The organism is Kocuria sp. CH-021, from assembly GCF_049716185.1.
GTDB classification, from domain to species: Bacteria; Actinomycetota; Actinomycetes; order Actinomycetales; family Micrococcaceae; genus Kocuria; species Kocuria cellulosilytica.
The window spans coordinates 121,293-146,024 of record NZ_JBNAFK010000008.1 but is presented as its reverse complement, the minus strand read 5'-3'; the positions used below and the strand labels follow the sequence as shown (position 1 = coordinate 146,024).

Here is a 24,732-nt window from a genome sequence, read left to right as displayed (position 1 = left end):
TTTCGGGGTCGTGACGGGCAGGACGTGCTGTACGTGCTGTACGTGCAGTGTGGACGCGCCGTGTTTCGCAGCGGTAACCCGGATGCCGAGGTCCCTCCCGATTGTGCCACGCGCGGTGCGCCGGACGGCGGGAGGACGTGCCCCTACGATGGGAGGGCGTGTCCGCCCGGAGGCGGGCACGCGGCCGCGTCCGCCACCGGGACACGGCGGACTCGACGGAAGGACGCGATGGACGCCCCGGACCCCCAGCACCGTGTGACGGTGGTCGTGGCCACCCGCAACCGCCGGGAGGAGCTCGTGGCGCACCTGGGCCGGCACGAGGGGCCCGTCGTCGTCGTGGACAACGCCTCCACGGACGGCTCCGCGGAGGCGGTGCGCGCCGCCCACCCGCGGGTGCAGGTGGTCGAGCTGCCCCGCAACGTCGGGGCCGTGGCCCGGACCGTGGGCGTCCGGATCGCCCGCACGCCCTACGTGGCCTTCGCCGACGACGACTCGTGGTGGGCGCCCGGGGCGCTCGCCCGCGCCGCGGCCGTCTTCGACGCCCACCCCCGGCTGGGCCTGGTCGCCGGGTCCATCGCCGTGGGCCCCGAGGAGCGCCCGGATCCCCTCAACGCCGTGCTCGCGGCGTCCCCGCTGGGCATCCCGACCGGCTCGCCCGGCCCGGCGCTGCTCGGCTTCGTGGGCTGCGGGGCGATCGTGCGGCGCTCGGCGTTCCTGGCGGCCGGCGGCTTCGACGACGTCGTGCGCTTCCCCGGTGAGGAGGAGCGCCTCGCCCTCGACCTGTTCGACGCCGGGTGGCGGCTGTCCTACGTCCCGGAGATCCGCGCCCACCACTACCCCTCGCCGCGGCGGGGCTCGGACGGCCGCCGGCAGGCCGAGCTCGTCCGCAGCCGCCTGCTGACCGCGCTGATGCGCCGTCCCCTGCGGGTGGTGGCGCACGAGGCGCTGGGCGCCCTGCGCGGGGGCCGCACCGGGCGCCGCGGGCTGCTCGGCGCCCTCCCCCGCGTGCCGGCCGCGCTGCGCGCCCGGCACCGGGTGTCCCCGACCACGGAGGCCGCGCTCGCCCTGCTGCACGGCCCCACCGACCCGACCGCACCCGAGGAGAGCCCGTGACCGACACCGCTTCCACCCCCGCGCCCGCCCCCGACGAGCGCGTGGCGGTCGTGATGATCACCCACAACCGCCGGGACGAGGCCCTGCTGGCCCTGGCCCGGCTGCGGGAGCTCCCCGAACGACCGCACGTGGTGGTCGTCGACAACGGCTCCGAGGACGGCACCGCGGACGCGGTCCGGGCGCGCCACCCCTGGGCGGAGCTCGTCGCGAGCCCCGTCAACCTCGGCGCCGTGGGCCGCAACGTGGCCCTGGAGCGCGTGCACACACCGTTCGTGGCCTTCTGCGACGACGACACGTGGTGGGAGCCCGGGTCCCTGCGCCGGGCGGCCGACGCGCTGGAGGCCCACCCGCGGCTGGGCGTGGTCACGGGGAAGATCCTGGTGGAGCCCGGGTCCCGCGAGGACGCGATCAACGCGGAGCTGCTCCACTCGCCCGTCGAGGGCCCCGCGTGGCTGCCCGGCCCCGCCCTGGGCAGCTTCCTGGCGGGGGCGTCCGTGGTCCGCCGGACGGCCTTCCTCGAGGTGGGCGGGTTCAGCGAGCGGCTGTGGCTCGGCGGCGAGGAGGAGCTGCTGGCCGCGGATCTCGCGACCGCGGGCTGGGAGCTCGTGCACCTGCCCGACGTGGTCGTCCACCACCAGGCCTCGACGGTCCGGGACCCGCACCTGCGGCGCCGCCACGGGCTGCGCAACACGCTGTGGTTCATCTGGCTGCGCCGGCCGCTGCGCGCGGCCCTGCGCCGGACCCGGGACGTCGTGGGCGCGGCCCCCCGGGACCGGGTCACGGCCCTGGCCCTGCTCGACGCCCTGCGCGGGGCGCCGTGGGTGCTGCGCGAGCGGCGCCCCCTGCCCGAGCGCGTCGAGCGGCGGTTCCTGGCCCTGGAGGAGTCGCAGCGCAGCAGCGCAGCCCGGCGCTACGTCAGCTGACCGGACCGCCGCGGCCGGCGGCGGGCCGGTCAGCGGGAGCGCACGGCGGCGCCCGGCTGGGGCAGGCCCGCCCCCTCGCGGAACCACTCGACCGTGTGCGCCAGCCCCTCCGTCCACGGGACCTCCGGGGCCCAGCCGAGGACCTCGGTCGCGAGCGTGGTGTCCGGGCGGCGCACCATGGGGTCGTCGACAGGACGCTCGACGAACTCCAGGCCCGAGGAGGAGCCGGTCGCCGCGATGACGTCGCGGGCGATCTGCAGCACGGACAGCTCGTGCGGGTTGCCGATGTTCATGGGGCCGCTGTGCCCGCTGCCGGCCAGGGCCAGAATGCCGCGGACGAGGTCGGAGACGTAGCAGACGGAGCGGGTCTGGGCGCCGTCCCCGGCCACGGTGAGCGGCTCCCCCGCCAGGGCCTGGCGGATGAACGTGGGGATCGCACGGCCGTCGAAGGGCCGCATCCGGGGGCCGAAGGTGTTGAAGATCCGCACGATCGCGGTGTCCACCCCGTGCTCGGCGCGGTAGGCGACGGTCAGGGCCTCGGCGAAGCGCTTGGCCTCGTCGTAGACCCCCCGCGGGCCCACCGGGTTGACGTGGCCCCAGTAGCTCTCGGGCTGCGGGTGGACCTGCGGGTCGCCGTACACCTCGGACGTGGAGGCGAGCACGAACCGGGCCCCCTTGTCCTTGGCGAGCCCCAGGGCGTGGTGGGTGCCGATCGAGCCGACCTTCAGGGTGTGGATGGGCAGCTTCAGGTAGTCGATCGGGGACGCCGGGGACGCGAAGTGCAGCACGAGGTCCACGTCCCCGGGCACGTGCACGTAGTCGGTGACGTCGCACTGGACGAGCCGGAACCCGGGGTCCCCCACGAGGTGCTCGATGTTGGCCGCGGAGCCCGTGAGGAAGTTGTCGAGGCAGACCACCTCCACCTCCCGGCGGCGCAGCTCGGTGCACAGGTGGCTGCCCAGGAAGCCGGCCCCGCCGGTGACGACGGCGCGGCGGATCGGACGGGCGGCGCCCGCGGTGGCGGTCGCGTCGGTCGTGGGGTTCACGGTGCTCCTCTGGGTCGAAGGACGGGGATCGGTGGGCAGGTCTCGGGAGACTGGAAGGACGAGGCCGTGGCCGTGCGGGCGTCAGGGGCGGGAGGCGTCCAGCTGGGCCCGGGCCGCGGTCAGCACCTCCGCCGGGGTGACGGCGGCGAGCCGGGCGTCGAGGCGGTCCGCGTGGGGGTCGCCCCAGGCCCGGGCGGCCGGGTCGCCGTGCCACAGCACGGTGTGCAGACCGGGGTCCACGGCGGGCCCCCACCACGAGGGCGGCGTGGGACCGAAGAGCACGACGGAGCGCACGGCCAGGGCGGTGGCCACGTGGGCCACGCCGGTGTCGGCGCTGAGCACCACGGCGGCCGCACCGACGGTGCGGGCCAGGCCGTCCAGGTCCAGCGCACCGCACCGGTTCTCCGCGGCGTCGATCCCGGCCACGACGGCGGCGGCGAGCTCCGCCTCGGCCGGGGAGCCGGTCACCACGATCCGGTGCCCGTCCGCGGCCAGGGCCGCGGCGACCTCCCGCCAGCGCTCGGCGGGCCAGCGCCGTGCGGCGGAGGCGGCGCCCGGGTGGATCAGCACGGGAGCGTCCCCGGGGGCCGGCCGGTGGGCGCGCAGGCGCAGGTCCTCGGGGCCGCACGGTCCACCGGCCCCGGTGACCAGGCGGCACCAGCGGTGCACCTCGTGCTCGTCCCGCCGCCACGGCGGGCCGTCGTGGCCGGCCTCCGGCGCGGCGAAGCCGACGAGCCGCTCGGGCCGGGAGGCCAGGAGCAGCTCGTGGCTGCGCGGCCCGCGCCCGTGCAGGTTCACGGCCACGTGGCCGCCGGCGGTGGGCGGCAGCGGCACCAGCCCGGGGACCGGGAGCACGCCGTCGACCACGCCGAGCCCGGCCAGCCACGCACCCACCGCGGACGGCGCCGCGAGCACGAGCCGGTGCCCGGGCAGCATCCGGCGCACACCCCGCAGCGGGGCCACGGCGGTCAGGGCATCCCCGAGCCCGAGCGCCCGCAGCACGAGCACGTCGCCCGGGCCGACCGTCACGGGGTCCACGGTCCACCGGTCCGGCTCCGTCCCGGCGGGAGGAGCGGCCGCGGCGGTGGCCGGCTCAGCGCTCACGGCCGGCCTTCTGCAGGATCGCGGTGGTCGAGCGTCCCGACAGGTAGGGCAGGACCGTGACGCGCCCGCCCCAGCCGCGCACGTCGACGGCCTCGGGCAGCTGCTCGGGGGTGTAGTCCCCGCCCTTGACCCACACGTCGGGGCGCAGGAGGTTGAGGGCCGCGCGGGGGTCGTCCTCGTCGAAGAGGACGACGGCGTCGACGCTGCGCAGGGCGCCCAGCACCCGGGCGCGGTCGGCCTCGCCGACCACGGGCCGCCCCGGGCCCTTGAGCCGGCGCACGGAGGCGTCCGAGTTCAGCAGCACCACCAGGGCGTCGCCGAGCCGCCGCGCGGCGTCGAGGGAGGCGATGTGCCCGGCGTGCAGGACGTCGAAGCACCCTCCGGTGGCCACGACGGTCCCGCCGCGGCCGCGCACCTCGCCCAGCAGCTCCTGCACCTCGCGGGGCAGCCGCTCGGCGCCCGGGTGCAGGACCGGGCGGGCGTGCACGCCGGCGGCGCGGCGCGTGCGCCAGGTGGCCGCACCGCCGGCGGCGACCCACTGCCCCGCGGCCTCGACGGCGGTCTCCACGGCGGCGGTCACGTCGGTGCCGCCGCCGAGGGCGAGGACCGCCGCGGAGGCGAACCGGTCCCCCGCCCCGCAGGGGTCGGTGTTCTGCACGGGCGCGGCGGGAACCCGCTCGGTGCCGGTGGTCGTGGCCAGGTAGGCGCCGTCCGCGCCGGCCGTGACGGCCACGGCCCGGGCGTCCCAGTGCCGGCGCAGCGCGCCGGCGAGCTCGCGGGGGGACGCGGGGCCCTCGAGGGCGGCCGCCGCCTCGGCGGCGTTCGGGGTGACGAGGGTGCACCCGGGCACCGGGGGCCCGCCGCGCGGGTGGGGGTCCCACACCACCACACCGGTGCGGGCGTGCTCCTCGAGCGCGGCGCGCACGGCGGGATCGCGGGTGACGCCTCCCCCGTAGTCGGAGACCAGCACGGCGTCCGCGCCGGCGAGGACCGCGGCCACGTGCGCGGCGGAGACGCCCACCGGGGTGCCGGGCCCGCCCTCGTCCACGCGCACCAGGGTCTGGCCCGAGCTGCGGATCCGCGTCTTGGTGCGGGTCCCGCCCTCGTGCCCCAGCCGCTCCAGGGCGACCTCGCCGAGCGCGCCGGCCAGCTCCCGGCCGGCGTCGTCGTCCGCGGCCGGGGCGAGGAGGGTCACGGCGACCGCCGCCGGACCGGCGCCGACGGACGGCGGGTCCGCGCACAGCAGCGCCGCCAGGCCCGCCCCGCCGGGACTGGCGAACACCGCGTCGACGTCCACCACGGGGACCGGCGCGTCGGGGCTCAGCCGATTCGAGGTGCCCGAGACGTCCCGGTCCAGCAGGGCGTCACCGACCACGACGACGTGCGGGGCGCTCATGCGGCCCCCGCCCGGACGGCCGTGCGGACGGGTGTCCCGGCCTCGACGGGCGCCGCGGGCCCGGCGGACGGGGCGAGCCGGGCGTCCACGGCGGCGCAGACCGCGTGCAGCAGCATGAGGTGGACCTCCTGGATCACCGAGGTGCTGGGCGCGGCCACGGTCAGGGACTCGTCCGCCCGCTCGGTCAGCGGGTTGGGGCCGGGACCGGTGAGCGCCCAGACGTGCAGGCCGTGCTCCCGCGCCCGGTCCGCCGCGGCCAGGACGTTGGGGCTGCGCCCGCTGGTGGAGAGCACCACGAGCACGTCGCCGGGTCGGCCGTGGGCCTGGACCTGGCGGGCGAAGACCTCCTCCGCGCCGTAGTCGTTGACGATGGCGGTCAGGCTCGAGGTCTCGGCGGACAGGCACACGGCGGACAGCGGCCGGCGGTCGTCGACGAAGCGGCCGACGAGCTCCGCGGTGAAGTGCTGGGCCTCCGCGGCGCTGCCGCCGTTGCCCACGGCGAGCACGCGCCCGCCGTCCGTGAGGAGCCCGGCGAGCCGGGCGCCCCACCGGTCCACGACGTCGGCGTGCTGGGCGGCGTCCCGGGCGGCGACGGCCAGCTCGTCCAGGTGGCTGCCGAGCCACTGCTCCGTCTGCTCGAGCAGCGGCGGGTGCTCCCGGCGGTGCCGGGCGACGACGCGGGCGTAGGAGCGCTCCGTCTCCTGGGCCACGCGCCGCCAGCCGAAGAGCCGCTCCACGCGCTCGCGCCCGGCGCGGCCCATGCGGGCCGCCAGCTCGGGGTCCCCGAGGAGGGTGCCGAGGGCGGCCGCGGTCGCCGGGACGTCCCGCGGGGGGACGTGCAGACCGGTCACGCCGTCCTCGATGCTGTCGAGCAGCCCGCCCACGGCGCTGCCCACCACGGGGCGGGCGCACGCCATCGCCTCGAGCGGGACCATGCCGAACGGCTCGTACCAGGGGGTGCAGGCGACGACGTCCGCGGTGGCGAGCAGCGCGGCGGCGTCGTCGTGGTCGACCCGGCCGCGGAGCTCGACCCGGTCCGCGACCCCGAGCTCCCGGGCCAGCGCCCGCAGGCGCAGGGCCTCGGGGTCGCGGTCCAGCTCGGCGCGGTCGGGCCCGCCCGCCACGACGAGCTCGGCGTCCGGCAGCTCGGCGAGGGCGCGCACGACGACGTCCACGCCCTTGCGCTCCACCAGCCGGCCGAGCGCCACGATCCGGGGCCGCCGCCCGCCGGCGGGCGGCGGGGCGGGGACGAAGGCGTCGAGGTCCACGCCGCACGGGACCACGTCGATCCGCGAGGGGTCGCCCCCGAGGGCCAGGAGCTCGGCCCGCTCGTCCCGGCACGTGGCCAGGACCAGGTCGGCCGCCGCGACCAGCTCGTTCTCGGCGGCGAGCCGGCCGGTGGGGCTGGTGTCGGCCGCGCCCTGGTGCCGGCGCTTGACGGCCCCGAGCGCGTGGAAGGTCTGCACCACCGGGATCTGCATCGTCCCGGCGGCCCGCCGGGCCGCGAGCCCGGACATCCAGAAGTGGGCGTGCACGAGGTCGGGGGCGCCGTCGCGGGCCCACTCGCGCGCGAGCCAGCGGCCGAACTCGTCCATGTACGGGGCGAGGTCGTCCTTGGGCAGGAGGCTCGGGGGTCCCGCGGGGACGTGGACCACCCGGGCCCCGGGGGCGAGCTCGACCACGTCGGGGAGCCCGGCGTCGTCGCGGCGGGTGTAGACCACCACGTCGTGGCCCAGCCGGGCGAGCCCCTCGGCCAGGGCGGCCACGTAGACGTTCTGCCCCCCGGCGTCGACCCCGCCGAGCGCGGCCAGGGGGCTGGCGTGCTCGGAGACCATTGCGATTCTCATGCTGTCACCTTCTCCAGGACGCGGTCCCACTCCGCGAGGAAGCGGTCCGCACCGTAGTGTCTCAGGGCGTGCTCGCGGGCGGCGGTGCCCGCGGCGGACGCCGCGTCGGGGTCGTTCAGCCAGTGCCGGGCCCGGGCGGCGAGCTCCTCCGGATCGTTGGAGAGCAGCCCCGCCCCGGGCGGCACCGCCCGCGGCGCCTCGGTGGTGGAGAGCCCGAGCACCGGCATCCCGATGGTCATCGCCTCCAGCAGCGCGAGCCCCAGGCTCGTCCACCGGTAGGGGTGGAAGTAGGCCCGGTGCCCGCCGAGGGCCGCGTGCAGCTTCTCCTGAGGATAGTTCTCGTGCAACCGCCCGGCCATGTGGGGGGCGTGCTCCGCCAGCCGGTCCATCCCCATGCCGTAGACGTCCACGGGCAGCTCCTCGGCCAGGGCGGTCAGCAGGTCGGTGCCGGCGACCCGCCCGCGCCGCACGGGCTCGTTGACCACGGCGGCCAGGCTCGCGGTGCGCCCGGTGTAGAGGGGGCCGGGGTCCAGGACGCCGTGCTCCACGACCTCGGTGGGCGCGAGCCCGTTGTCCCACATCAGGCGGTTGAAGTGCGTCACGTGCACCACGGGCACGTCGGAGCGCTCGGCCAGGGGGTGGCGGGTGGCCACGGCGGGCCCGCGGGGGGTGTCGTGCTCCACGTAGACCGCCGGGACGTCGGTCCCCGCCCGGCGCCCGGTCCACCGCTCGAGCAGCTCGAGCTCGTGGGGGCGCTGCAGGAGGACCACGTCGAACTCGTCGTCCGCCAGCTCCTCGGGCGTGCGCTCCACGGCGGCGGCCGGCCAGTCCCAGGTCTCGGCGCGGCCCCGGCCGTCGGGGCCGCGGTCGGGCAGCACGGGCAGCAGGTAGGTGTGGGGACCGTGCACGAACGATGTCGTCCACGACCCGTGGACGTGCCAGGTCAGGATGCGCACCCGGGTCCTCCTTGCGGTTCGGGAACAGTGGCGGGGATGCCCCGGGCGCCGGCCGTCAGCTCCTCGACGGCGGCGAGGACCGCGGCCGGGGAGACGGAGCTCAAACACGGGTGGCCGGGCACGGGGCAGTCGCGCGCGCGGGAGCCGCGGCACGCCGCGCCCTGGTCCCCGAGCAGCACGAGGGGCACGCCGTAGGGCGCCCACCGCTCGGGCGGCACCACCGGGGAGAACAGGCAGACGACCGGGGTGCCCACGGCGGCGGCGAGGTGCGCGGGACCGGTGTTGCCCACGACGACGCACGCGGCGGCGTCCAGCACGGCGGCCAGGCCCGGCAGGTCCGTCCGGCCGGCGAGGTCCAGCACCGTGCCCCCGGGCGCCGCGGCCTGGGCCGCGGCGCGGGTCGCGGCGGTGAGCTCGCGCTCCCCCGGCCCGCCCGTGAGGACGACGGCGCGCCCGGCGTCCGTGAGCCCCGCCGCGAGGGACCCGGCGTGCTCGGCGGTGAGCCCGCGCGAGGGGACGGAGGCGCCCGGGTGCAGGACCACCCAGCCCGGTGGCAGCGCCGCCACCTCCGCGGGCACGGGCGGGAGCGGGCGGCGCACGGCCAGGCGCAGCTGCTCCTGCGCGGGCCGCGGGGCGCCGGCGGCGACCGCGACCTCCACGGCCGCCTCGACCTCGTGGCCGCCGCCGGGCGGGTCCGCGCGGCGGTGCCGGACGTCCAGCAGCGATCCGGGATAGTCCTCGCTGGTGGCCACGACCCGCTCGATCCCGGCGAGCCGGGCCAGCAGGGCCATGGGCAGGGAGCTCTGGTGGAAGGAGGTGAAGACCACGGCGAGGTCGTAGCCGCGGGCGGCGAGGTCGTCGACCAGGGCCTCGGTCGCCTCCCGGTCCACGGGCGGGGGGCGGAAGCCCGACCACGGCGCCGAGTACTCGAGGACCTCCGCCACGTCCGGCAGCAGCCGGGCGGCGGCGGCCCCCGCCGGGGAGGCCAGCAGGTCCACGGGGTTCCCCGTCCGGGCCAGGGCCCGGACCGCGGGCCCGGTCAGCAGGACGTCCCCGTCCGAGTCGAGGCGGACGGCCAGGGTGCGTCCCACGCTCAGCCCCGGGCCCCGGCCGCCGCGGCCGGTGCCGGGCGGGCGGCAGGGCGGGCCTCCGTCCCCGCACCGGCGCCGGGGGCCAGGACGGCGGCGACGGCCTCGCGCAGGGTCCCGGCCACGGCCGGGGCCGCCGCGACCTCCTCCTCGCGGGTCACCGGGGTGGGGACCAGGACGCTGCGCGCGCCGGCCGCCTGGGCGGCCTCGACGTCGGCGCCGATGTCGCCGATCAGCACGCACTCGGACGGGTCCACCCCGAGCTCCGCGGCGGCCGCGAGCACCATCCCGGGCCGGGGCTTGCGGCACGCGCAGTCCTGCTCCGGGGCGTGCGGGCACAGCTGCCAGGTGTCGAAGGGGCCGAGGAGCTCGGTCACCCGGGCGTTGACGGCGTCGACCTGCGCGCGGGTCAACAGGCCGCGGCCGATCCCGGACTGGTTGGACACCACGCCCACCCGCAGGCCGGCCGCGCGCACCGCGTCGACGGCCTCCCGGGCCCCGGGGACGAGCTCGACCGCGTCCGGGTCGCCGTTGTAGGGGACGTCGTGGACCAGGGTGCCGTCCCGGTCGAAGAGCACCGCGCGCACCGGGACGGGCCAGGGCCCGGTGCCCCGGTGCCGCCACCAGCCCCGGGCCTTGTGCCGCACGGCGGCCACCGGGATGGCGACGCTGGTGCGGAGCATGCGGCCGAGCTCGGGCCGGAACTCGGGGTCGCCCGGGCGGGGACCGGGGACCGTGCGCAGCAGCACGAACCGCCCGGTCAGCCAGCCCCACGCCGCGGCCCCGGCGCCGGCCGCGGCCAGCGCGCCGCGCCGTGCGCGCCGGCGGCCCAGGACCGTGGCGGTGAGCGCCGCGCCGGCACCCGCGCCCGCAGTGCCCAGGGCGGCGACCGTCGCGGCGTGCCACCGGAAGCCGCCCGGCGGGGCCTCGGCCGCGCGGCGCCAGTCCGGCCCGTGCAGGCGGCGCATCAGGGCGTCGTCGGCGTTGCCGGCCTGCACGCGCAGGCTCACGAGGTCGTCGGCGGGACGCACGGGGTGGGTGATCCGGCGCTGCCCGCGCACCAGCTGCCATCCGGCCCGGCGCACGCGCAGCGCGAGGTCGGCGTCCTCCCGGTAGGCCCGCGGGAAGCGCTCGTCGAAGCCGCCGACGGCCTCGAGGGCGGCGACACGGTAGGCCATGTCCGCGGTCGCCCAGTCGGCGTCCTCGAGGGACGCGGTGTTGCGCTCCCAGTCGGTGGGCCGGCGGTGGCCCGGCAGGGGGACGTCGATCCGGCCCTGGGTCGCGCCGACCTCGGGCCCGCAGGCGGCGAGGTCCTCGGCGAGGCGCTGGGCCCAGCCGGCGGGCAGCTCCACGTCGTCGTCGAGGAAGGCGATCCACTCCGCCCCGGAGCGGCGGGCGGCGCGCCAGCCGCGGTTGCGCGCGGCGGCCGGGCCGCGGCCGTGGCCGCGGACGGTGCGCACGGTCCAGGCCACGCTGTCCGGCACGCTGGGCCGCAGGGGCTCCACGTCGCCGGGCCGGTCGTCGACCACGACGACCTCGAGCGGGCCGGGGTGGTCCGCGTCGACGTCCTGGGCGGAGAGCGTGTCCAGGAGCCACTGGAGGGTCGGCCGCCCCACGGAGGGGACGACGACGGCGTAGGTCCCGGGCGCGGCCGTCACTTGGCCTCCTGGAAGAAGGCAGCGCGGCGGACCAGGTGCGGGCCGAGCACGAGCGCGGCCACCGGGGCGGAGCCGAAGAGCTCGAGGGCGTCGCGCGGGTCGTCGACCATGGGCCGCCCGGCGGTGTTGAGCGAGGTGTTGACGACGACGGGCACGCCGGTGCGCTCGTCGAAGGCGCGCAGCAGCGCGGCGATCCCGGCGTTGTCCTCGTCGGTGACCGTCTGGATCCGGGCCGTGCCGTCCACGTGGGTCACGGTGGGGATCCGCTCGCGCCACTCGGGGGCCACGTCGTGGACGAAGAGCATGAAGGGACTGGGCAGGGGGCCTCCGCTGAAGATCTCCGCGGCGCGCTCCTCGAGGACCATGGGCGCCACCGGCCGGAACTGCTCGCGGCCCTTGACGTCGTTGAGCCGCTCGAGGTTCTCGGCGCGCATCGGGTTGGCGATCAGGGAGCGGCGGCCCAGGGCCCGGGGGCCGAACTCGCTGCGGCCGTCGAACCAGGCGATCACGCCGTCGTCCGCGAGGATGTCGGCGACCTCGCCGGCGAGGTCCTCCGGGGTGCTGAAGGGCACCTGCGCGGTCCTCAGCCACTGCGCGAGCTCCGCGTCGGACCAGCTGCGGCCGAGGGCCGCCGTGGGCTGGGGAGCGCCCAGGTCCCCGGCCTCCTGGGCCAGGTGCAGGGCGGCGCCGAGCGCGGTCCCGGAGTCCCCGGAGGCGGGCTGGACCCAGACCTCCTCGAAGGGCGTCTCGCGCCAGATCCTGGAGTTGGCCACGCAGTTCAGTGCCGTGCCGCCGGCCATCGTGAGGACCGTGTCCCCGGTCTGCTCGTGCAGCCAGGTGGCCAGGTCCACCAGGACCTCCTCGACCACGGCCTGGACCGAGGCGGCGAGGTCGGCGTGGTCGCCGCCCCACGTGCCGTCGTCGATCCGGCGGGGCGCGAAGCGGGTCCAGTCGGGCGCCTGGGCGCAGAAACCGCCGTCGCCCTTGGCGCGGACGATCTCGCGCAGCTCGGGCAGGAAGCGGGGCCGCCCGTAGGAGGCCAGGGCCATGACCTTGAACTCGTCGCTCGAGCGCAGGAAGCCCAGGTGGTCGGTGAGGGACTCGTAGAGCAGGCCGAGGGACTCGGGCAGCGCCTGGCGGTGCAGGATCTCCAGCTCGCCGTCCCGGTACCGGCCGGCCAGGTGCGAGTGCGCCTCGCCGCGGCCGTCGACCACCAGGACGCTGCTCGTGCGCGCGGGGGCGGCGAGGCCGGCGGAGGCGGCGTGGGCCACGTGGTGCTCGACGAAGCGGACCTTCTCCCGGTCCAGCCCGGGCAGGGCCTCGGCGAGGAACCCGGGGGCCCGCCGGGCGTAGTCCACGCGCACCGGGTCGTACGGGTCGTCCGGCATCTCGGCGGCGATGGCGGGATCGAAGGAGTAGCCCACGGCGTCGAGGTCGGCCGGCGTCAGCCCGGCCTCGGCGAGGCACCAGCGCATCGCCTGCTCGGGCAGCTCCCACGCCGAGAACGGCACGGGACGCTTGCCGTGCTTGCGGCGGGAGAAGCGCTCCTCCTCCGCCGCCGCCACCACTCTGCCGTCCACGACGAGAGCCGCCGCGGGGTCGTGAAAAATCGCGTTGACGCCCAGGTAGTTCATGGATCGGAGTATGGCACAAAATGATCAGGCGGCTGACATAGGGCCTGCGTCAGCGCCGCTGCGAGCCCGCCGCCCCGACCGCCGGCAGCTCCGCGCCGAGCTCGCGGTCGAACTCGTCGTCGGCGTCCCGGCCCGGTTCCCCGGACAGGTCCGCGAGGAGGTCCCGGAGGAGCTCGTCGAGCTGCTCGAAACCGCTCGGGGTCATCGTGGCCCGCGCCCCGGCCGCCGTGCGCCCGGCCGGCGACAGGCACCAGCGCAGCTGCTCGTCGAGCCGGGCGGGGTCGAGCTCGTCGGCGCCGACCACGGCCGGCCAGTCCCAGGCCCGCGCCTGGGCCGTGACCTTCCCGCCGCCCGCGACGGGGTCGACGGCGAGCGCGGGCACGCCGGCCCGCAGCGCCAGGACAAGGCCGTGCATGCGCATGGTCACCACGGTGTCGAGCCGGGCGATGACCGAGCCGGCCTGGGCGGCGGTGGCGGGCAGCCGCCAGTCCCGCGGGTCCAGCCGGGTGTCGAGCGGCAGCCGGGCGGCGTCGAGCCGGCCCAGCCACTCCTCCAGCCCCGCCCGGACGTCGTCGTGCCGGCGGCGGGCACCGTACTCGTGCTGCCCGGAGGTGAGGTAGACGCCCAGGACGGGCACGAGCCCGGGCACGGCCCGTGCCGCCAGGTCCCGGTGGGCACCGGCACCGGGGCGGTCCCGGGCGATGACGCGGTGGAACCCGGCGGTCACGGGGTCCCGGGGGTCGAGGACGCTGACCCCGACCGCGATCCGGCGGCAGTGGGCGAAGCGCTCGTGCAGCCCGGCAATCGAGCGCCCGGTCGCCGGACCGCACACGAACAGCAGGTGGGTGTAGTCGGCGGGCTCGGCGTCGTCGAGCCGCAGCCCGCCGGGCGGGCACATGACGGCGCTCCACGCGACGTCGTGCGGGACGCCCGCCGTGCCGAGGGCGTCGGCGACGGCGTCCATGGCGAGGACGTCGCCGGCCGTCGCCTCGCCGTGCAGGACGCTGGACCAACCGACCACGAGAATGCGCATGGCTCCGACGCTACCGGGCGCACCGGCGCCCGCGGTCCCTCCGCGGGCCGGCTGTGGGCACACTCACGTCCGTAACGACTCGGCACAGCATCTGGTGACCCACGTCACGGGCATCTACCATCGACAGCACGGGTCGAGCAGCCGGCCGTGACGTCCTGTCGTGGAAGGACCCCTCCATGGACCACTCCCTGTCCGTCGTCGTGCAGATCGAGCTGGACACCCGGTGCGTGCGCCTGGTGGTCACCGGCGATCTCACCGAGCACAACCACCGCACCCTGACCCCGCTGGTCGGCCGAGCCCGCGCGCTGTTCCCGGACGCGGCCGTCGCCGTGGACCTCACGGGGGCCCAGCACGTGGACCCGGAGGGCCTGGACCTCCTGCGGTGGTCCCTCGAGCAGAGCCCCGCGCCGGAGCCCGGAGGCTCCGTCCGGATCCTCACCCGGCCGGTGCCGTTCGGTCTCGCCGAGGCGTCCCGTCCGGCGGTCCGTGCGCACGTCCCGGCCCCCGCGCCGCGGCACGGCGCCGGGGCGGAGGGGGTGGCGGCATGAGCGGCGTCGACACCGTCCCGTCCCCGGCCGGCACCGGTGCCGGGAGGTCCCCGGACTGCGAGACGTGCCTGGGCCCGGACTGCGACTTCCCCGCGGAGCTCTCCGCGCTGCCCCTCGTGGAGCTGCAGGTCCTGCACAGCAGGGTCGTGTGCCAGCTCGAGCACGAGTACCTGGTCAACGCCGACGGTCCCCACCCCGTCACCCAGGACCGGCACGAGGAGCTCGTGGCGGAGCTCGAGGCGCGCCGGGACGCCGCGTCCGGGGCGTGACCCGCGGTCCGCTCAGGCGGTGGACCGGGCGGGCCGGGCGCGCGGACGGGCGGCGGCGTACCACTGCGCGCAGAGCACGACGACCAGCGCCACGTGCACCACGTCCCCGCCGTAGTACATGAGCTGCGCCCCCGCGCGGGCGTCCGGGGCCGCCACGCCCTCCGGGGGGTGGCCGTACAGGTGCTTGGCGAGCGCCGAGTGGAACGCCAGGAAGCCGATCAGCACTCCCGCGCGCAGCGGGAAGGAGCCCCGGTGCGGATTCGGGTCCACCCCGACCACGGCCGCGGTGAAGACCCAGCCCGCGAGCAGGACGTGCAGGTGCACCGCCGCGTGCACGAGCGACGAGGTGTGCATCAGCCCGTACAGCCCGGTCGTGTACAGCAGCCACAGGCCGCCCGCGTCGAGCAGCCCGGCCACCACCGGATGGGTCACCACGCGGACGGGCGGCGTGCGCAGGAGACGGGACACGGCCCGGGCCCGGGCCACGGGCAGCGCGCGCAGCGCCAGGGTCACGGGGGCGGCGAGCACCAGGAGCAGCGGGGCGGCCATCCCCAGCAGCAGGTGGCCGGCCATGTGGGCGGTGAAGCCGGTGCGGGCGGCGTCCGCGAGGGGGCCAACCAGCGCCGCTCCGGCGCAGAGCAGCCCCGCGCACCACAGCACGCTCCGGTGCGCCGGCCACGGGCCGCGGTGCCGTGCCGCCCACAGGCCCGCCACCCAGCCCACGGCGCCGAGGGCGAGCAGGACGAGCACGGCCCCCTCCAGGACGGTCCAGCCGGTGGCCCCGTGGTGGGGCGTCATCGTCCCGGGCGCTCGGCGCGGGCCGGCCGGGAGCGGCGGAGCAGGAGCAGGCCCGCCGCGAGCGCGAGCGCGGCCGTGCCGATCCACGTGGCGTCGTAGACCAGCAGGTCCACGCCGTAGCGGATCTGGTGGATCGCGAGCACCTTGTGCAGGACCACGCCGTCGAAGAGCTGGAACGCGCCGAGGCCCAGGAGCAGGCCCCCGGTCCAGCGGCGCCAGGGCACGGTACCGCGGCGCCGGACGTCGGCGAGCAGGAAGAGGGAGCCCACGGTGGTGAACCAGCCGAAGGCGTGGAAGAGCCCGTCCGAGGCGAGGGCGACCCCGGTGGTGGACAGGTCGTAGAAGTGGTGCCAGTGCAGGAGGAGGTGGAAGACGGCGAGGTCCACCACCGAAGCGGCGGTCCCCGCCCCCAGCAGGGTGCCCGCGAGCAGCGTCCGGCGGTCCTGGTCGGCCATGCGGATGTCCTCCTGTGCGCTCGGGCGGGCTCGCGGTCCAGCCTACGGCGGGCCGGTCCGCCGTCCAGGGCCCGGGGGCGGGGCGGGTGGTTCAATGGCACGGTGCGCAACGACAACCTGACCCGCAGCGAGACCGCCGACCGTTCCGAGCTCGTCGCCGTGGAGAGCTACGACGTCCTGCTGGACCTGTCCACCGCGCCGGACCCGGAGGCGGACTCGTTCCGGTCCGTGACCACCGTGCGCTTCGGCGCGGAGGAGGGCGCCCAGACGTTCCTGGACTTCATCGCCCACTCCGTGGAGTCGGTGACGGTGAACGGCCGGGAGCTGGACCCGGACGACGTCGTCGAGGGCGCGCGGATCCGCCTCCCGTCCCTCGAGGCCGGCAACGAGGTCTCGGTGGCCGGGCGGGGCCGGTACTCCCGCTCCGGCGAGGGGATGCACCGGTTCGTGGATCCGGCCGACGGCCGGGTCTACCTGTACACCCAGTACGAGCCGGCGGACGCCCGCCGGGTCTTCGCGAACTTCGAGCAGCCGGACCTCAAGGCGTCGTTCCGGTTCACGGTCCTGGCCCCGGAGGGCTGGCAGGTCTCCTCCAACGGGGTGCGGATGGCGGTCTCCCCCGCCCCGGAGGCCGAGCGGGCCGGGGCGGTGCGCCACGAGTTCGCCCCCACGGAGCGGATCTCCACGTACATCACCACGGTGCTGGCCGGCCCGTACCACCGGGTCGCCGGCGAGTGGCGGCACTCCTTCGAGGACGGCAGCCGGATGTCCGTGCCGCTGGCCCTGTACTGCCGGGCCTCGCTGGCCGAGCACCTGGACGCGGCCACCGGCGCCGCGGAGCTGTTCGACCTCACCCGCCAGGGCCTGACGTTCTTCACCGAGCTGTTCGGCTACCCGTACCCGTTCGGGAAGTACGAGCAGGCGTTCGTGCCCGAGTACAACCTCGGGGCCATGGAGAACCCCGGGCTGGTGACCTTCACCGAGGAGTACCTGTTCCCGGACGGGGCCACCCGGGCCCAGTACCAGGGACGGGCCAACACCCTCATGCACGAGATGTCCCACATGTGGTTCGGGGACCTGGTGACCATGACGTGGTGGGACGACCTGTGGCTCAAGGAGTCCTTCGCGGAGTTCATGGGCGCCCACGCGTCCGTGCAGGCCACGGACTTCGAGGAGGCGTGGATCGCCTTCGCGGACCGCCGGAAGGCCTGGGCCTACCGGCAGGACCAGCTGCCCACCACCCACCCCGTGGTCGCCGACGTCCAGGACCTCGAGGCCGCCCGGCAGAACTTCGACGGCATCACCTACGCCAAGGGCGCCGCGGTGCTCAAGCAGCTCGTCGCGTTCGTGGGCTACGAGCCGTTCGTCGACGCGTGCCGCTCCTACTTCCGCCGGCACGCCTACGGCTCCACGACCCTCGAGGACTTCCTGGCCGTGCTCGAGGAGGCCTCCGGGCGGGACGTGCGCGGCTGGGCCGAGTCCTGGCTCGCCACCTCCGGCGTCTCCTCGCTGACCCTGGACCTCGCCCGGGACGACGACGGCACCGTGACCTTCGCCGCGCTGCTCCAGGACCCCGGGCCCGGGGTGCTGCGCCCGCACCGGCTGCTGCTCGGCGGCTACGAGCGCGGGCCCGGGGACGTCCTGGTGCGCACCGGCACGGTCAGCGTGGACCTGCCCGCCGAGGCGTCCGTGGAGGTCCCCGAGCTCGTGGGCTCCACCGCTCCCCTGCTGGTGGTCAACGACGAGGACCTCACCTACGCCAAGACCCGCCTGGACCCGCTCTCGCTCACCACGGCCCTGAGCTCCCTGTCCTCCGTGGAGGACGACATGGCCCGCGCCCAGCTGTGGTCCGGGCTGTGGAACGCGACCCGGGACGCCGAGCTCGACCCCGGGGACTGGGTGGGCGCCGTCCTGGACCACGGCTTCGCCGAGCCGCGGACCGGGATGTTCAGCACCGCCGTGGACCACGCCGTGGAGGCCGTGGAGCGCTTCACCCCCACCGCCCGCCGGGCCCGGCTGCGGGGGCGGCTGCTCGACGCCGCCGTCCGGGAGCTGCGCCGCGCCGACCCCGGCAGCGACCGGCAGCTGGCCCTCGCCCGGCTCACCGCCCGCACGGCCCGCCGCGACGGCAGCCACGCCGGCTGGCTGCGCGACCTCCTCGGCGGGCGGGACGCGCTGCCCGGGCTGCGGCTGGGCCCGGAGCTGCGCTGGGCGCTGTGGACGGCGCTCGCGGCCACCGGCCACGGCGAGGACCCGGAGCTGGAGGCCGCCCTGGAGCGGGAGCACGCCGGTGACCGGACCCGCACGGGGCAGGTCGGCTGGGCCCGCGCCCGGGCCGCCCGCCCGCTGCCCGGGGCCAAGGCCGCGGCGTGGGAGGCGATCACCGGTGACGAGCTGTCCAACGACCTGCTGACCGCCACGATCGAGGGCTTCCGGCTGGGCCCGGCCGAACTGGTGGAGCCCTACCGCGAGCGGTACTTCGGCATGCTGGAGGAGGTCTGGGCGCACCGGTCCATCGGGATGGCCACCCGCATCGTGGCCGGCCTCTACCCCGGCGGGGCCGACCTCGAACCGGGCCACGACCCCGGGCACCACCCCGTGCTCGCCCGCACGGAGCTGTGGCTGAACAGCCACGCCGGAGCGCCCGCGGCCCTGCGCCGGATCCTGGTCGAGGAGCGGGACCACCTGCTGCGGGCGCTGCGGGCGCAGGCGGCGGCGCGGCCCTGACCCCTCGCCGACACCCCCGCGCCGGGGCCCGGGCAACGGCGATCCCCCCGGTGGGCACCGGGGGGATCGCGAGCGTCTGGGGGTCCGGCGGTTCCGGGCGGGCCGGGATCAGGCGGCGGGGCGCCCCGAGCGGCGCAGCACGCGGTCGACGGCGCGCTGGGCGTCCTCGTTGGACTTGAAGACCCGCCGGTCGAGGCTCTGGCCGAGCGACATCGACGAGTTGCCCAGCTGCAGCAGGTTCACCTTGGAGTCGTTGCGGTGCTCGCGGCGCGGCTGGGGCGCCTGCGGACCGGTCCGGGCGTCATAGGCCATGGTGGATCCTTTCCGTGACTCCTCCAGTGTAGGAGGCCGCCGTCCCACTGAACAGAGCGCCGCCGGTCATCGGCCGTGCCGCCGCGCCCGGGAGGTGTACCAGCCCCGGTCCACCGAGCGCCGCACCCACCAGGTGCGCGCCACGAGCACGAGCGAGAGCACGTGCAGCAGCACGAGCACCGCCCAGTACGCCGCGGCCGCCCCCGGGGTGAAGGGGACCGACGCGGCGCCGGCGAGCATCAGCATGACCAGGGCCTCCAGGTTCAGCGCGTAGCGCAGGGGGCGCATCACGCGCACCGAGACGTCGTGCTCCGGCTGCCGGTTGATCCAGGACAGCAGCACCGCCACCACGGACATCACGATCGACGCCGCCGCGGAGGGCACCTGCCAGCCGGGCCCCAGGACGTGCTCCCGCACGGTCGACACGAGCCCCACGAGCAGCAGGACCGCGGTGATGAGGCTGACCGCCACGGAGGCGAACGCCGTGATCCCCTGCCGCGCCGGCAGGATCACCATCTCGCAGAAGGCGTCGTCGAAGCGGGACGTGGGCCGCAGCGCCAGGTGGCCGCGCACCGCCCCGGGCCACCGCCGCACGGTGCGGTCCTCGGCGAGCACCCGGTCCACCGCCCGGTGAGATCCCCCCGCACCGCCCGGGCGCCCGCCCTCGTGCGAGAGCACCGTGAACTCGTGCAGCCGGACCTCCGCGGGCACCGTGAGCTCCAGGTGGAAGCTGCGGCAGGACGCGAGGTCGTGCAGGCCGACCCGCCCCACCCACGGCATCCAGCAGTGCCGCAGCCGGTCCCGGGCGCGCGGCCTCCCGCCGGCGGCGTACTGCTCGTCCATCGAGTACTTGAGCACGAGCCGGCGTCCCGCGAACTCCTCCGGCAGCGCGAAGGTCAGCAGGAAGCCGCGGGCCAGCTGGTCGGCCACCGTGGTGAACAGCGCGAGGTCCGCATCCCAGTGCTCGGCGTCCTCCGCCGGGAGCATCCCCCGGTCCACGAGCTCCTGCACGACCACCCGCAGGTGCTCGCAGTAGGCCCAGAACCCGTCGAGAGCGTCCTCCACGAGCAGCTCGGGGGCGTGCACGATCGCCGGGACGTGGTCGTGGGCCAGGACGGCCGCCTCGGCCGGCGGCAGCTGCTCCGGGATCAGCCCGCGCAGCAGCAGCTCGGCGAGCGCGCCGTTGTCCTCCGTGCTCAGGACCGGGACGGGGTCGCCCTGGCAGACGGCGTCGAAGTTGCGCAGGGGCTGCTTGGCCTGGATGGTCACGGGCACCAGCAGCCGGCCGGCGGCGTCGGCCGGCCAGGGGGCGCGCGCGGCGAGGTCCACGTCGAGGGAGACCTTCCGGCGGGTGACGCCGTCGGGGCTCATCAGCACGGACTCCACGCGGCGGTGGATCCAGTCGGCGGGGCTGAGGAACAGCGTGCGCAGCACGTCGACGTCCACCGCCGGGCGGCCGGGCTCGGGCGGGGGGACCTGGCCCTGGGGCATCCGTGCGCCTCCTCTGCGGCTCCCGGTCCGGCTCTCGTCCCGGGACGGCCACCGGGGCCCGCCCGGTGTCCTGATCGGCCATCATTGCACCAGTCAGCGCGGACACCGTACGGGCCGGACAATGAACCGGGCGTCCCGGGAATCGTGAGATGCTGAGGACGACTTGATGCCCCAGCTCCATCGAGGGAGACCATGACCGACTACGCGCTCAACGACCGCGGCTCTCTGGAGATCGTCACGGAGAACTTCTACGACACCGAGATCATGCGGGTGTTCGGCGGTCTGTCCTTCGGCAAGCTGCGCACCTGGACGGGCAACGCGGCGCTGGTCCCGGAACCGGACAACCCCTTCGACCCCCACACGGTCTCGGTGCGGATCGGGCCCAACAAGATCGGGCACCTCGCCCAGCAGGACGCGCAGCGGTACTGGCCCTACCTCGCGCGGGTCATCGCCTCCGGCTACACGCCGGTGGCGCCGCTGAAGCTCGAGGCCACGGTCCTGCGCCAGGACGGGCAGGCGGAGGTCGACGCCGCGGCGCGGCTGTCGATCGCCGCCCCGGACCTGCTCTTCCCGCTCAACACGCCCCCGACGCACGCGGCGGTGCTGCCGCAGGGCCCCTCCATCAAGGTCCTGGACGAGCAGGAGTTCGCCGAGTACCTGCACAGCGTCATCCCCCCGTCCGGGGAGGGCCGCGTGATGCTGACCCTCGAGACCAACAAGGTCCGCAACCACCACGGGCAGACCCTCGACATCGTCGACGTGCTCTACGAGCGCCGCCAGGTGGGCCGGCTCTCCACCCAGATGTCCCAGCAGTTCATCCCGATCATCGACCACGCCTTCCAGCAGGACCGGCTCACCGCGGTGTGGGGCACCATCCGGGGCTCGGCCTTCGAGGTCTCGATGACGCTCCAGGCCGCGCGCCCGGAGGACATCCCCGCCGAGTGGTTCGAGCGGCTGCCCAACGACGTCCCCGAGCTGCTGCCGCCCGCCGACAGCCATCCCGTCCCGGACGCCTACGTCCCGGCGGAGGCCGACCGCTCGCGCAACGCGAAGAAGTGGCGCAAGGGCCTGGCCGTGTCCGCGGCGGCGGCCGGCGGCACCGACCGGCCCGCGCACGACGACGACGTGTCCGCCCAGCGGTCCTCCGCCGGCCCGGGGCCTGGCGTGCTCGGCCGGGTGCACGCGGCCGTGTGGGCCCTGCTCGCCATGACCGTGCTGCTGGGCGGGGTGGGCACGGTCTTCCTCGGCATCGAGCCGCTGGTGAGCGCGCTGTGCTTCATCGTGGCCGTCGCGACCGGGTTCATGTCCTTCTATCTGGCCCGGATGAGCACCGGAGCGGCCCGCCGATGATCAGCCGCCGGGAACGCTTCCTGCAGATCCTCGAGGTGCTCTCGAAGCACGGCTTCGGCTTCGCCCTCGGCGGGATCAAGGAGGAGTGGCGGGCACCGCTGGCGCGGGTCCGGCTCATCGACCCCGACAAGCTCTACAGCCAGCCCGTCCACCTGCGGCAGGCCCTCGAGGAGCTCGGGCCCACCTTCGTGAAGCTCGGCCAGGTCGTCTCGACCCGGCCGGACCTGCTGCCGCCGCGGTACGTGCAGGAGCTGACGCGGCTGCAGGACAACTCGCCCCCCGTGCCGCCGGAGCGGATCCGCGCGATGATCGAGTCGGAGCCGGACTCCGCGGCCGAGGAGATCCTCGCGCAGATCGACCCCGTGCCGCTCGCCACCGGCTCGATCGGCCAGGCGCACGCGGCCGTCTACAAGGGGGTCGACGTCATCGTGAAGGTGCGTCGCCCCGGCGTCGTCGAGGAGGTCAACCGGGACCTCGAGATCCTCTCCGAGCTGGCCAAGCTGCTGTCCACCTACTGGCCGGCGGTGGAGCACTTCGACCTCGAGGGCCTCGCGGACGAGTTCGCCCAGTCCCTGCGGGACGAGCTGGACTACCTCACGGAGGCCCGCAACGCCCAGCGGATGGCCGAGAACTTCATGGGCGACCCCCGCGTGCACATCCCGGAGATCTTCTGGGAAGCCTCGACCTCCCGGATCCTCACGATGGAGCGGATCCGGGGGATCAAGATCAACGACTACCCCGCGCTCGAGGAGGCAGGGCTCGACCGGCACCTGCTGGCCGTGGACTCGACCGAGGCCATCTGCCGGATGATCTTCGAGCACGGCTTCTTCCACGCGGACCCGCACCCCGGCAACCTCTTCGTGGAGACCGGCGGTCGGATCGGCATCATCGACTTCGGCATGATGGGCACCCTCACCGACGAGTTCCGGGACCACCTGGTGACCCTGATGCTCGGCGTGGTGCAGGAGAACCCGCGGCGGGTCGCCGCGGGGCTGCTCGGGCTGACCTCGCAGGAGCAGGACGTCAACAAGAAGAATCTCGAGCGGGACGTGGCGATCCTGCTGCGCCGCTACTCGAACAAGCCCCTGCACGAGGTGCGGGTGGGCCACCTGATGGGCGACCTCATCGGGATGCTGCGCCGCTACCGGATGCACCTGCCGCGCGAGTCCGCGCTGTTCCTGCGGATGCTCGTCACGGCGGAGTCCGTGGGCACCGGCCTGGACCCGGAGTTCGACCTCGTCTCGGTCCTCACGCCGTACGCGCAGCGCTTCGTGCTGCACCGGCTCTCCCCCGAGATCCTCGCCAAGCGGCTGCGCGACATCCTGCAGGACGCGGTGCAGATGGGCGTCGAGGCCCCCGAGTACCTCCGGCGGCTCATCGTGGTCCTGGAGCGCGGCGGCTTCGACGTCCACCTGCGCGCCGACGAGTTCGAACCGCTGCTCAAGCGGGGCGAGAAGATCGGCCACCAGGTGGTGGCCGGCGCGGTGATCGCCGCCTCGATCAACGGCATGGCCCACATCCTCGCGTCCGACCCGGAGCGGTGGCGGAGGTTCCACGTGCCCCTCATCGCCGGCGGGGCGACCACCGTGGGCACTCTCACCGGCTACCTCGTGCTCTCCACCAACGTGCCCAAGGTGCGGCGGCTGGCCAACACCGTCCGGGTCCGCCGCCGCTTCTGAGCCCGCCTCCGGGCGCCGCGGTCCGCAGCCCGGCCCGCGGCAGCACGACGCGCCCCTGACCTGCCCCGACATGCCCCGACATGCCCCGACATGCCCCGACGGTAGTCACGCCGGGATCACACCGCGGGCCGGACGATGTCCGTGCGACCGGGAGACCGTTCCGGGACCGTCCCGGCGGCCGGGGACCACGTCCGCCGCCCGCTCCGGTCGCGCCCACCGCATCCACCGTGGCGGGTCACCGTCCCACCGGCCGGCCCCGCCCGCGTCGAGGAGCACGCCATGACCGCTCAGGACCTCACCGACCACCGGACCACCGCCGCGCCCAGCGGGGTGTCACGGAGAAATCTGCTCACGGCCGGGGCCGTGCTGGGCACGGGGGCCGCCCTGGCCTCGTCCCCCGCGGGCCTCGCCGCGCCCGTCACCACCACGGCCTGGTCCGGGTGGGAGGACCTGGGCGGCGACTGCCGGTACGGCACGGGCGTGTCCTCCTGGGCGCGGGGCCGGCTCGACACGTTCGTCATCGGCACCGACCGGGCCCTGTGGCACAAGTGGTACGCCCGCGGCTGGAGCGACTGGGAGAGCCTCGGGGGCCGGCTGAAGTCCAACCCCGCCGCCGTCTCCTGGGGCCGCGACCGGATCGACGTCTGCGGCATCGGCACGGACAACGCGCTGTGGCACAAGTGGTGGAACGGGAGCCGCTGGAGCGGCTGGGAGAGCCTCGGCGGCCGGTGCCGCGGCGGTGTCGGGATCTCGTCCTGGGACCGCAACCGCCTGGACTGCTTCGTGCTCGGCACCGACAACGCCCTGTGGCACAAGTGGTGGAACGGGCGCCGCTGGAGCCGCTGGGAGGGCCTGGGCGGCCGGTTGCGGCACGTCCCCTCCGCGGTCTCCTGGGACTACGGCCGGATCGACTGCTTCGGCATCGGCACGGACAACGCCCTGTGGCACAAGTGGTGGAACGGGCGCCGCTGGAGCGGCTGGGAGAGCCTCGGCGGCGACTGCCGGGGCGGCACGGGGGCCTCGTCCTGGGCGCCCGGCCGGATCGACTGCTTCGTGCTCGGCACGGACCACGCCGTGTGGCACAAGTGGTACGACCAGGGCTGGAGCCACTGGGAGAGTCTCGGCGGCTGGGTCCAGCACAACCCCTCGGCGGTCTCCTGGAGCCGCAACCGGGTGGATGTCTGCGGGATCGGCAGCGACAACCGCCTCTACCACAAGTGGTGGTCCTGACCGCCGCCCGGCCGGTCCCCGCCGGCCCGCGGCGCGGCCGGCGGGGACCGGGACGGTCGCACGCGCCGTGCGGCC

The 24,732-nt window shown here is 76.1% G+C and carries 21 protein-coding genes and 1 pseudogene; 8 read left to right on the top strand and 14 right to left on the bottom strand.

Annotation, left to right across the window (positions count from 1 at the left end):
- The first annotated feature begins 228 nt into the window (after positions 1 to 228).
- Both ACPYN7_RS08220 and ACPYN7_RS08215 read left to right on the top strand, forming a co-directional pair.
- Positions 229 to 1,113 carry a glycosyltransferase family 2 protein gene (locus ACPYN7_RS08220; protein WP_424347316.1) on the top strand — a complete coding sequence of 295 codons (885 nt, stop codon included), beginning with the start codon at positions 229 to 231 and terminating at the stop codon, positions 1,111 to 1,113.
- Positions 1,110 to 2,036: a glycosyltransferase family 2 protein gene (locus ACPYN7_RS08215; RefSeq protein ID WP_424347315.1), complete on the top strand. Its 927-nt coding sequence runs from the start codon at positions 1,110 to 1,112 to the stop codon at positions 2,034 to 2,036. Before ACPYN7_RS08220 ends, ACPYN7_RS08215 begins: the two co-directional genes overlap by 4 nt.
- Positions 2,037 to 2,065: 29 nt before the next feature.
- Here the strand turns inward: ACPYN7_RS08215 and ACPYN7_RS08210 are convergent, their stop codons facing one another.
- The 10 genes and pseudogenes from ACPYN7_RS08210 to ACPYN7_RS08165 all read right to left on the bottom strand — a co-directional run bounded on the left by ACPYN7_RS08210 (position 2,066) and on the right by ACPYN7_RS08165 (position 13,798).
- Positions 2,066 to 3,082, bottom strand: coding sequence for a UDP-glucuronic acid decarboxylase family protein (locus ACPYN7_RS08210; protein WP_058874998.1), 1,017 nt, complete (start codon positions 3,080 to 3,082; stop codon positions 2,066 to 2,068).
- Positions 3,083 to 3,163: 81 nt separating this feature from the next.
- Positions 3,164 to 4,186 (bottom strand): glycosyltransferase family 9 protein, encoded by a 1,023-nt coding sequence (locus ACPYN7_RS08205; RefSeq protein ID WP_424347314.1) that lies wholly within the window; start codon positions 4,184 to 4,186, stop codon positions 3,164 to 3,166.
- Complete coding sequence (locus ACPYN7_RS08200; protein ID WP_424347313.1) at positions 4,176 to 5,582, bottom strand: PfkB family carbohydrate kinase; 1,407 nt, start codon at positions 5,580 to 5,582, stop codon at positions 4,176 to 4,178. Before ACPYN7_RS08200 ends, ACPYN7_RS08205 begins: the two co-directional genes overlap by 11 nt.
- Complete coding sequence (locus tag ACPYN7_RS08195) at positions 5,579 to 6,181, bottom strand: D-sedoheptulose-7-phosphate isomerase (RefSeq protein ID WP_424347348.1); 603 nt, start codon at positions 6,179 to 6,181, stop codon at positions 5,579 to 5,581. Before ACPYN7_RS08195 ends, ACPYN7_RS08200 begins: the two co-directional genes overlap by 4 nt.
- Before the next feature lie 69 nt (positions 6,182 to 6,250).
- Positions 6,251 to 7,429, bottom strand: a pseudogene (locus tag ACPYN7_RS08190) (glycosyltransferase); the annotation flags it as partial.
- On the bottom strand, positions 7,426 to 8,385 hold the full coding sequence (locus ACPYN7_RS08185) for a glycosyltransferase (protein WP_058875001.1): 960 nt from the start codon (positions 8,383 to 8,385) through the stop codon (positions 7,426 to 7,428). The pseudogene ACPYN7_RS08190 and the gene ACPYN7_RS08185, both read right to left, overlap by 4 nt.
- The gene (locus tag ACPYN7_RS08180) at positions 8,373 to 9,476 is read right to left on the bottom strand and encodes a glycosyltransferase family 9 protein (protein ID WP_424347312.1); all 1,104 of its coding nucleotides are present in this window, start codon (positions 9,474 to 9,476) and stop codon (positions 8,373 to 8,375) included. The genes ACPYN7_RS08185 and ACPYN7_RS08180 overlap by 13 nt, the downstream gene beginning before the upstream one ends.
- Before the next feature lie 2 nt (positions 9,477 to 9,478).
- Entirely contained in the window at positions 9,479 to 11,131 is a 1,653-nt protein-coding gene (locus ACPYN7_RS08175) for an HAD-IIIA family hydrolase (protein ID WP_424347311.1), read from the bottom strand.
- Positions 11,128 to 12,765, bottom strand: coding sequence for a carbamoyltransferase family protein (locus ACPYN7_RS08170; protein ID WP_424347310.1), 1,638 nt, complete (start codon positions 12,763 to 12,765; stop codon positions 11,128 to 11,130). The genes ACPYN7_RS08175 and ACPYN7_RS08170 overlap by 4 nt, the downstream gene beginning before the upstream one ends.
- A gap of 49 nt (positions 12,766 to 12,814) precedes the next feature.
- Positions 12,815 to 13,798 carry a polysaccharide pyruvyl transferase family protein gene (locus tag ACPYN7_RS08165; RefSeq protein WP_424347309.1) on the bottom strand — a complete coding sequence of 328 codons (984 nt, stop codon included), beginning with the start codon at positions 13,796 to 13,798 and terminating at the stop codon, positions 12,815 to 12,817.
- Positions 13,799 to 13,974: 176 nt separating this feature from the next.
- Between ACPYN7_RS08165 and ACPYN7_RS08160 the strand changes: the two genes are divergently transcribed.
- Positions 13,975 to 14,346: a hypothetical protein gene (locus ACPYN7_RS08160; RefSeq protein WP_424347308.1), complete on the top strand. Its 372-nt coding sequence runs from the start codon at positions 13,975 to 13,977 to the stop codon at positions 14,344 to 14,346.
- The gene (locus ACPYN7_RS08155) at positions 14,343 to 14,615 is read left to right on the top strand and encodes a hypothetical protein (protein WP_058875005.1); all 273 of its coding nucleotides are present in this window, start codon (positions 14,343 to 14,345) and stop codon (positions 14,613 to 14,615) included. Before ACPYN7_RS08160 ends, ACPYN7_RS08155 begins: the two co-directional genes overlap by 4 nt.
- Positions 14,616 to 14,627: 12 nt before the next feature.
- Here ACPYN7_RS08155 and ACPYN7_RS08150 read toward each other — a convergent pair whose 3' ends face one another.
- A complete protein-coding gene (locus tag ACPYN7_RS08150; RefSeq protein ID WP_424347307.1) occupies positions 14,628 to 15,413 on the bottom strand; it encodes a cytochrome c oxidase assembly protein in 786 nt (261 codons plus the stop codon).
- A complete protein-coding gene (locus tag ACPYN7_RS08145; protein WP_424347306.1) occupies positions 15,410 to 15,868 on the bottom strand; it encodes a DUF2243 domain-containing protein in 459 nt (152 codons plus the stop codon). Before ACPYN7_RS08145 ends, ACPYN7_RS08150 begins: the two co-directional genes overlap by 4 nt.
- A gap of 102 nt (positions 15,869 to 15,970) precedes the next feature.
- On the opposite strand from ACPYN7_RS08145, the gene pepN reads away from it, so the two are divergent.
- The gene (pepN, locus tag ACPYN7_RS08140; RefSeq protein ID WP_424347305.1) at positions 15,971 to 18,595 is read left to right on the top strand and encodes an aminopeptidase N; all 2,625 of its coding nucleotides are present in this window, start codon (positions 15,971 to 15,973) and stop codon (positions 18,593 to 18,595) included.
- Positions 18,596 to 18,703: 108 nt separating this feature from the next.
- Here pepN and ACPYN7_RS08135 read toward each other — a convergent pair whose 3' ends face one another.
- Together ACPYN7_RS08135 and ACPYN7_RS08130 are read right to left on the bottom strand one after the other, a co-directional pair.
- Positions 18,704 to 18,907, bottom strand: a complete 204-nt coding sequence (locus tag ACPYN7_RS08135) for a hypothetical protein (protein ID WP_058875007.1) — start codon at positions 18,905 to 18,907, stop codon at positions 18,704 to 18,706.
- A gap of 66 nt (positions 18,908 to 18,973) precedes the next feature.
- Complete coding sequence (locus ACPYN7_RS08130) at positions 18,974 to 20,398, bottom strand: hypothetical protein (RefSeq protein WP_058875008.1); 1,425 nt, start codon at positions 20,396 to 20,398, stop codon at positions 18,974 to 18,976.
- A 192-nt stretch (positions 20,399 to 20,590) separates the two neighbouring features.
- Here ACPYN7_RS08130 and ACPYN7_RS08125 point away from each other — a divergent pair, with 192 nt between their 5' ends.
- The 3 genes from ACPYN7_RS08125 (at position 20,591) to ACPYN7_RS08115 (ending at position 24,657) form a co-directional block, all read left to right on the top strand.
- Positions 20,591 to 21,748: a hypothetical protein gene (locus ACPYN7_RS08125; protein ID WP_424347304.1), complete on the top strand. Its 1,158-nt coding sequence runs from the start codon at positions 20,591 to 20,593 to the stop codon at positions 21,746 to 21,748.
- Positions 21,745 to 23,427: an ABC1 kinase family protein gene (locus ACPYN7_RS08120; RefSeq protein WP_424347303.1), complete on the top strand. Its 1,683-nt coding sequence runs from the start codon at positions 21,745 to 21,747 to the stop codon at positions 23,425 to 23,427. Before ACPYN7_RS08125 ends, ACPYN7_RS08120 begins: the two co-directional genes overlap by 4 nt.
- A gap of 279 nt (positions 23,428 to 23,706) precedes the next feature.
- Entirely contained in the window at positions 23,707 to 24,657 is a 951-nt protein-coding gene (locus ACPYN7_RS08115) for a hypothetical protein (RefSeq protein ID WP_424347302.1), read from the top strand.
- Positions 24,658 to 24,732: the final 75 nt, after the last annotated feature.

What these genes read in the sequence shown, in the direction of transcription:
- ACPYN7_RS08220 (WP_424347316.1), top strand. Translation starts at nt 229, where the DNA reads ATGGACGCCCCGGACCCCCAGCACCGTGTGACGGTGGTCGTGGCCACC.
- ACPYN7_RS08200 (WP_424347313.1), bottom strand. Translation starts at nt 5,582, where the DNA reads ATGAGCGCCCCGCACGTCGTCGTGGTCGGTGACGCCCTGCTGGACCGG.
- ACPYN7_RS08170 (WP_424347310.1), bottom strand. Translation starts at nt 12,765, where the DNA reads ATGAACTACCTGGGCGTCAACGCGATTTTTCACGACCCCGCGGCGGCT.
- ACPYN7_RS08165 (WP_424347309.1), bottom strand. Translation starts at nt 13,798, where the DNA reads ATGCGCATTCTCGTGGTCGGTTGGTCCAGCGTCCTGCACGGCGAGGCG.
- ACPYN7_RS08160 (WP_424347308.1), top strand. Translation starts at nt 13,975, where the DNA reads ATGGACCACTCCCTGTCCGTCGTCGTGCAGATCGAGCTGGACACCCGG.
- ACPYN7_RS08155 (WP_058875005.1), top strand. Translation starts at nt 14,343, where the DNA reads ATGAGCGGCGTCGACACCGTCCCGTCCCCGGCCGGCACCGGTGCCGGG.
- ACPYN7_RS08150 (WP_424347307.1), bottom strand. Translation starts at nt 15,413, where the DNA reads ATGACGCCCCACCACGGGGCCACCGGCTGGACCGTCCTGGAGGGGGCC.
- ACPYN7_RS08145 (WP_424347306.1), bottom strand. Translation starts at nt 15,868, where the DNA reads ATGGCCGACCAGGACCGCCGGACGCTGCTCGCGGGCACCCTGCTGGGG.
- ACPYN7_RS08135 (WP_058875007.1), bottom strand. Translation starts at nt 18,907, where the DNA reads ATGGCCTATGACGCCCGGACCGGTCCGCAGGCGCCCCAGCCGCGCCGC.
- ACPYN7_RS08130 (WP_058875008.1), bottom strand. Translation starts at nt 20,398, where the DNA reads ATGCCCCAGGGCCAGGTCCCCCCGCCCGAGCCCGGCCGCCCGGCGGTG.
- ACPYN7_RS08125 (WP_424347304.1), top strand. Translation starts at nt 20,591, where the DNA reads ATGACCGACTACGCGCTCAACGACCGCGGCTCTCTGGAGATCGTCACG.
- ACPYN7_RS08120 (WP_424347303.1), top strand. Translation starts at nt 21,745, where the DNA reads ATGATCAGCCGCCGGGAACGCTTCCTGCAGATCCTCGAGGTGCTCTCG.
- ACPYN7_RS08115 (WP_424347302.1), top strand. Translation starts at nt 23,707, where the DNA reads ATGACCGCTCAGGACCTCACCGACCACCGGACCACCGCCGCGCCCAGC.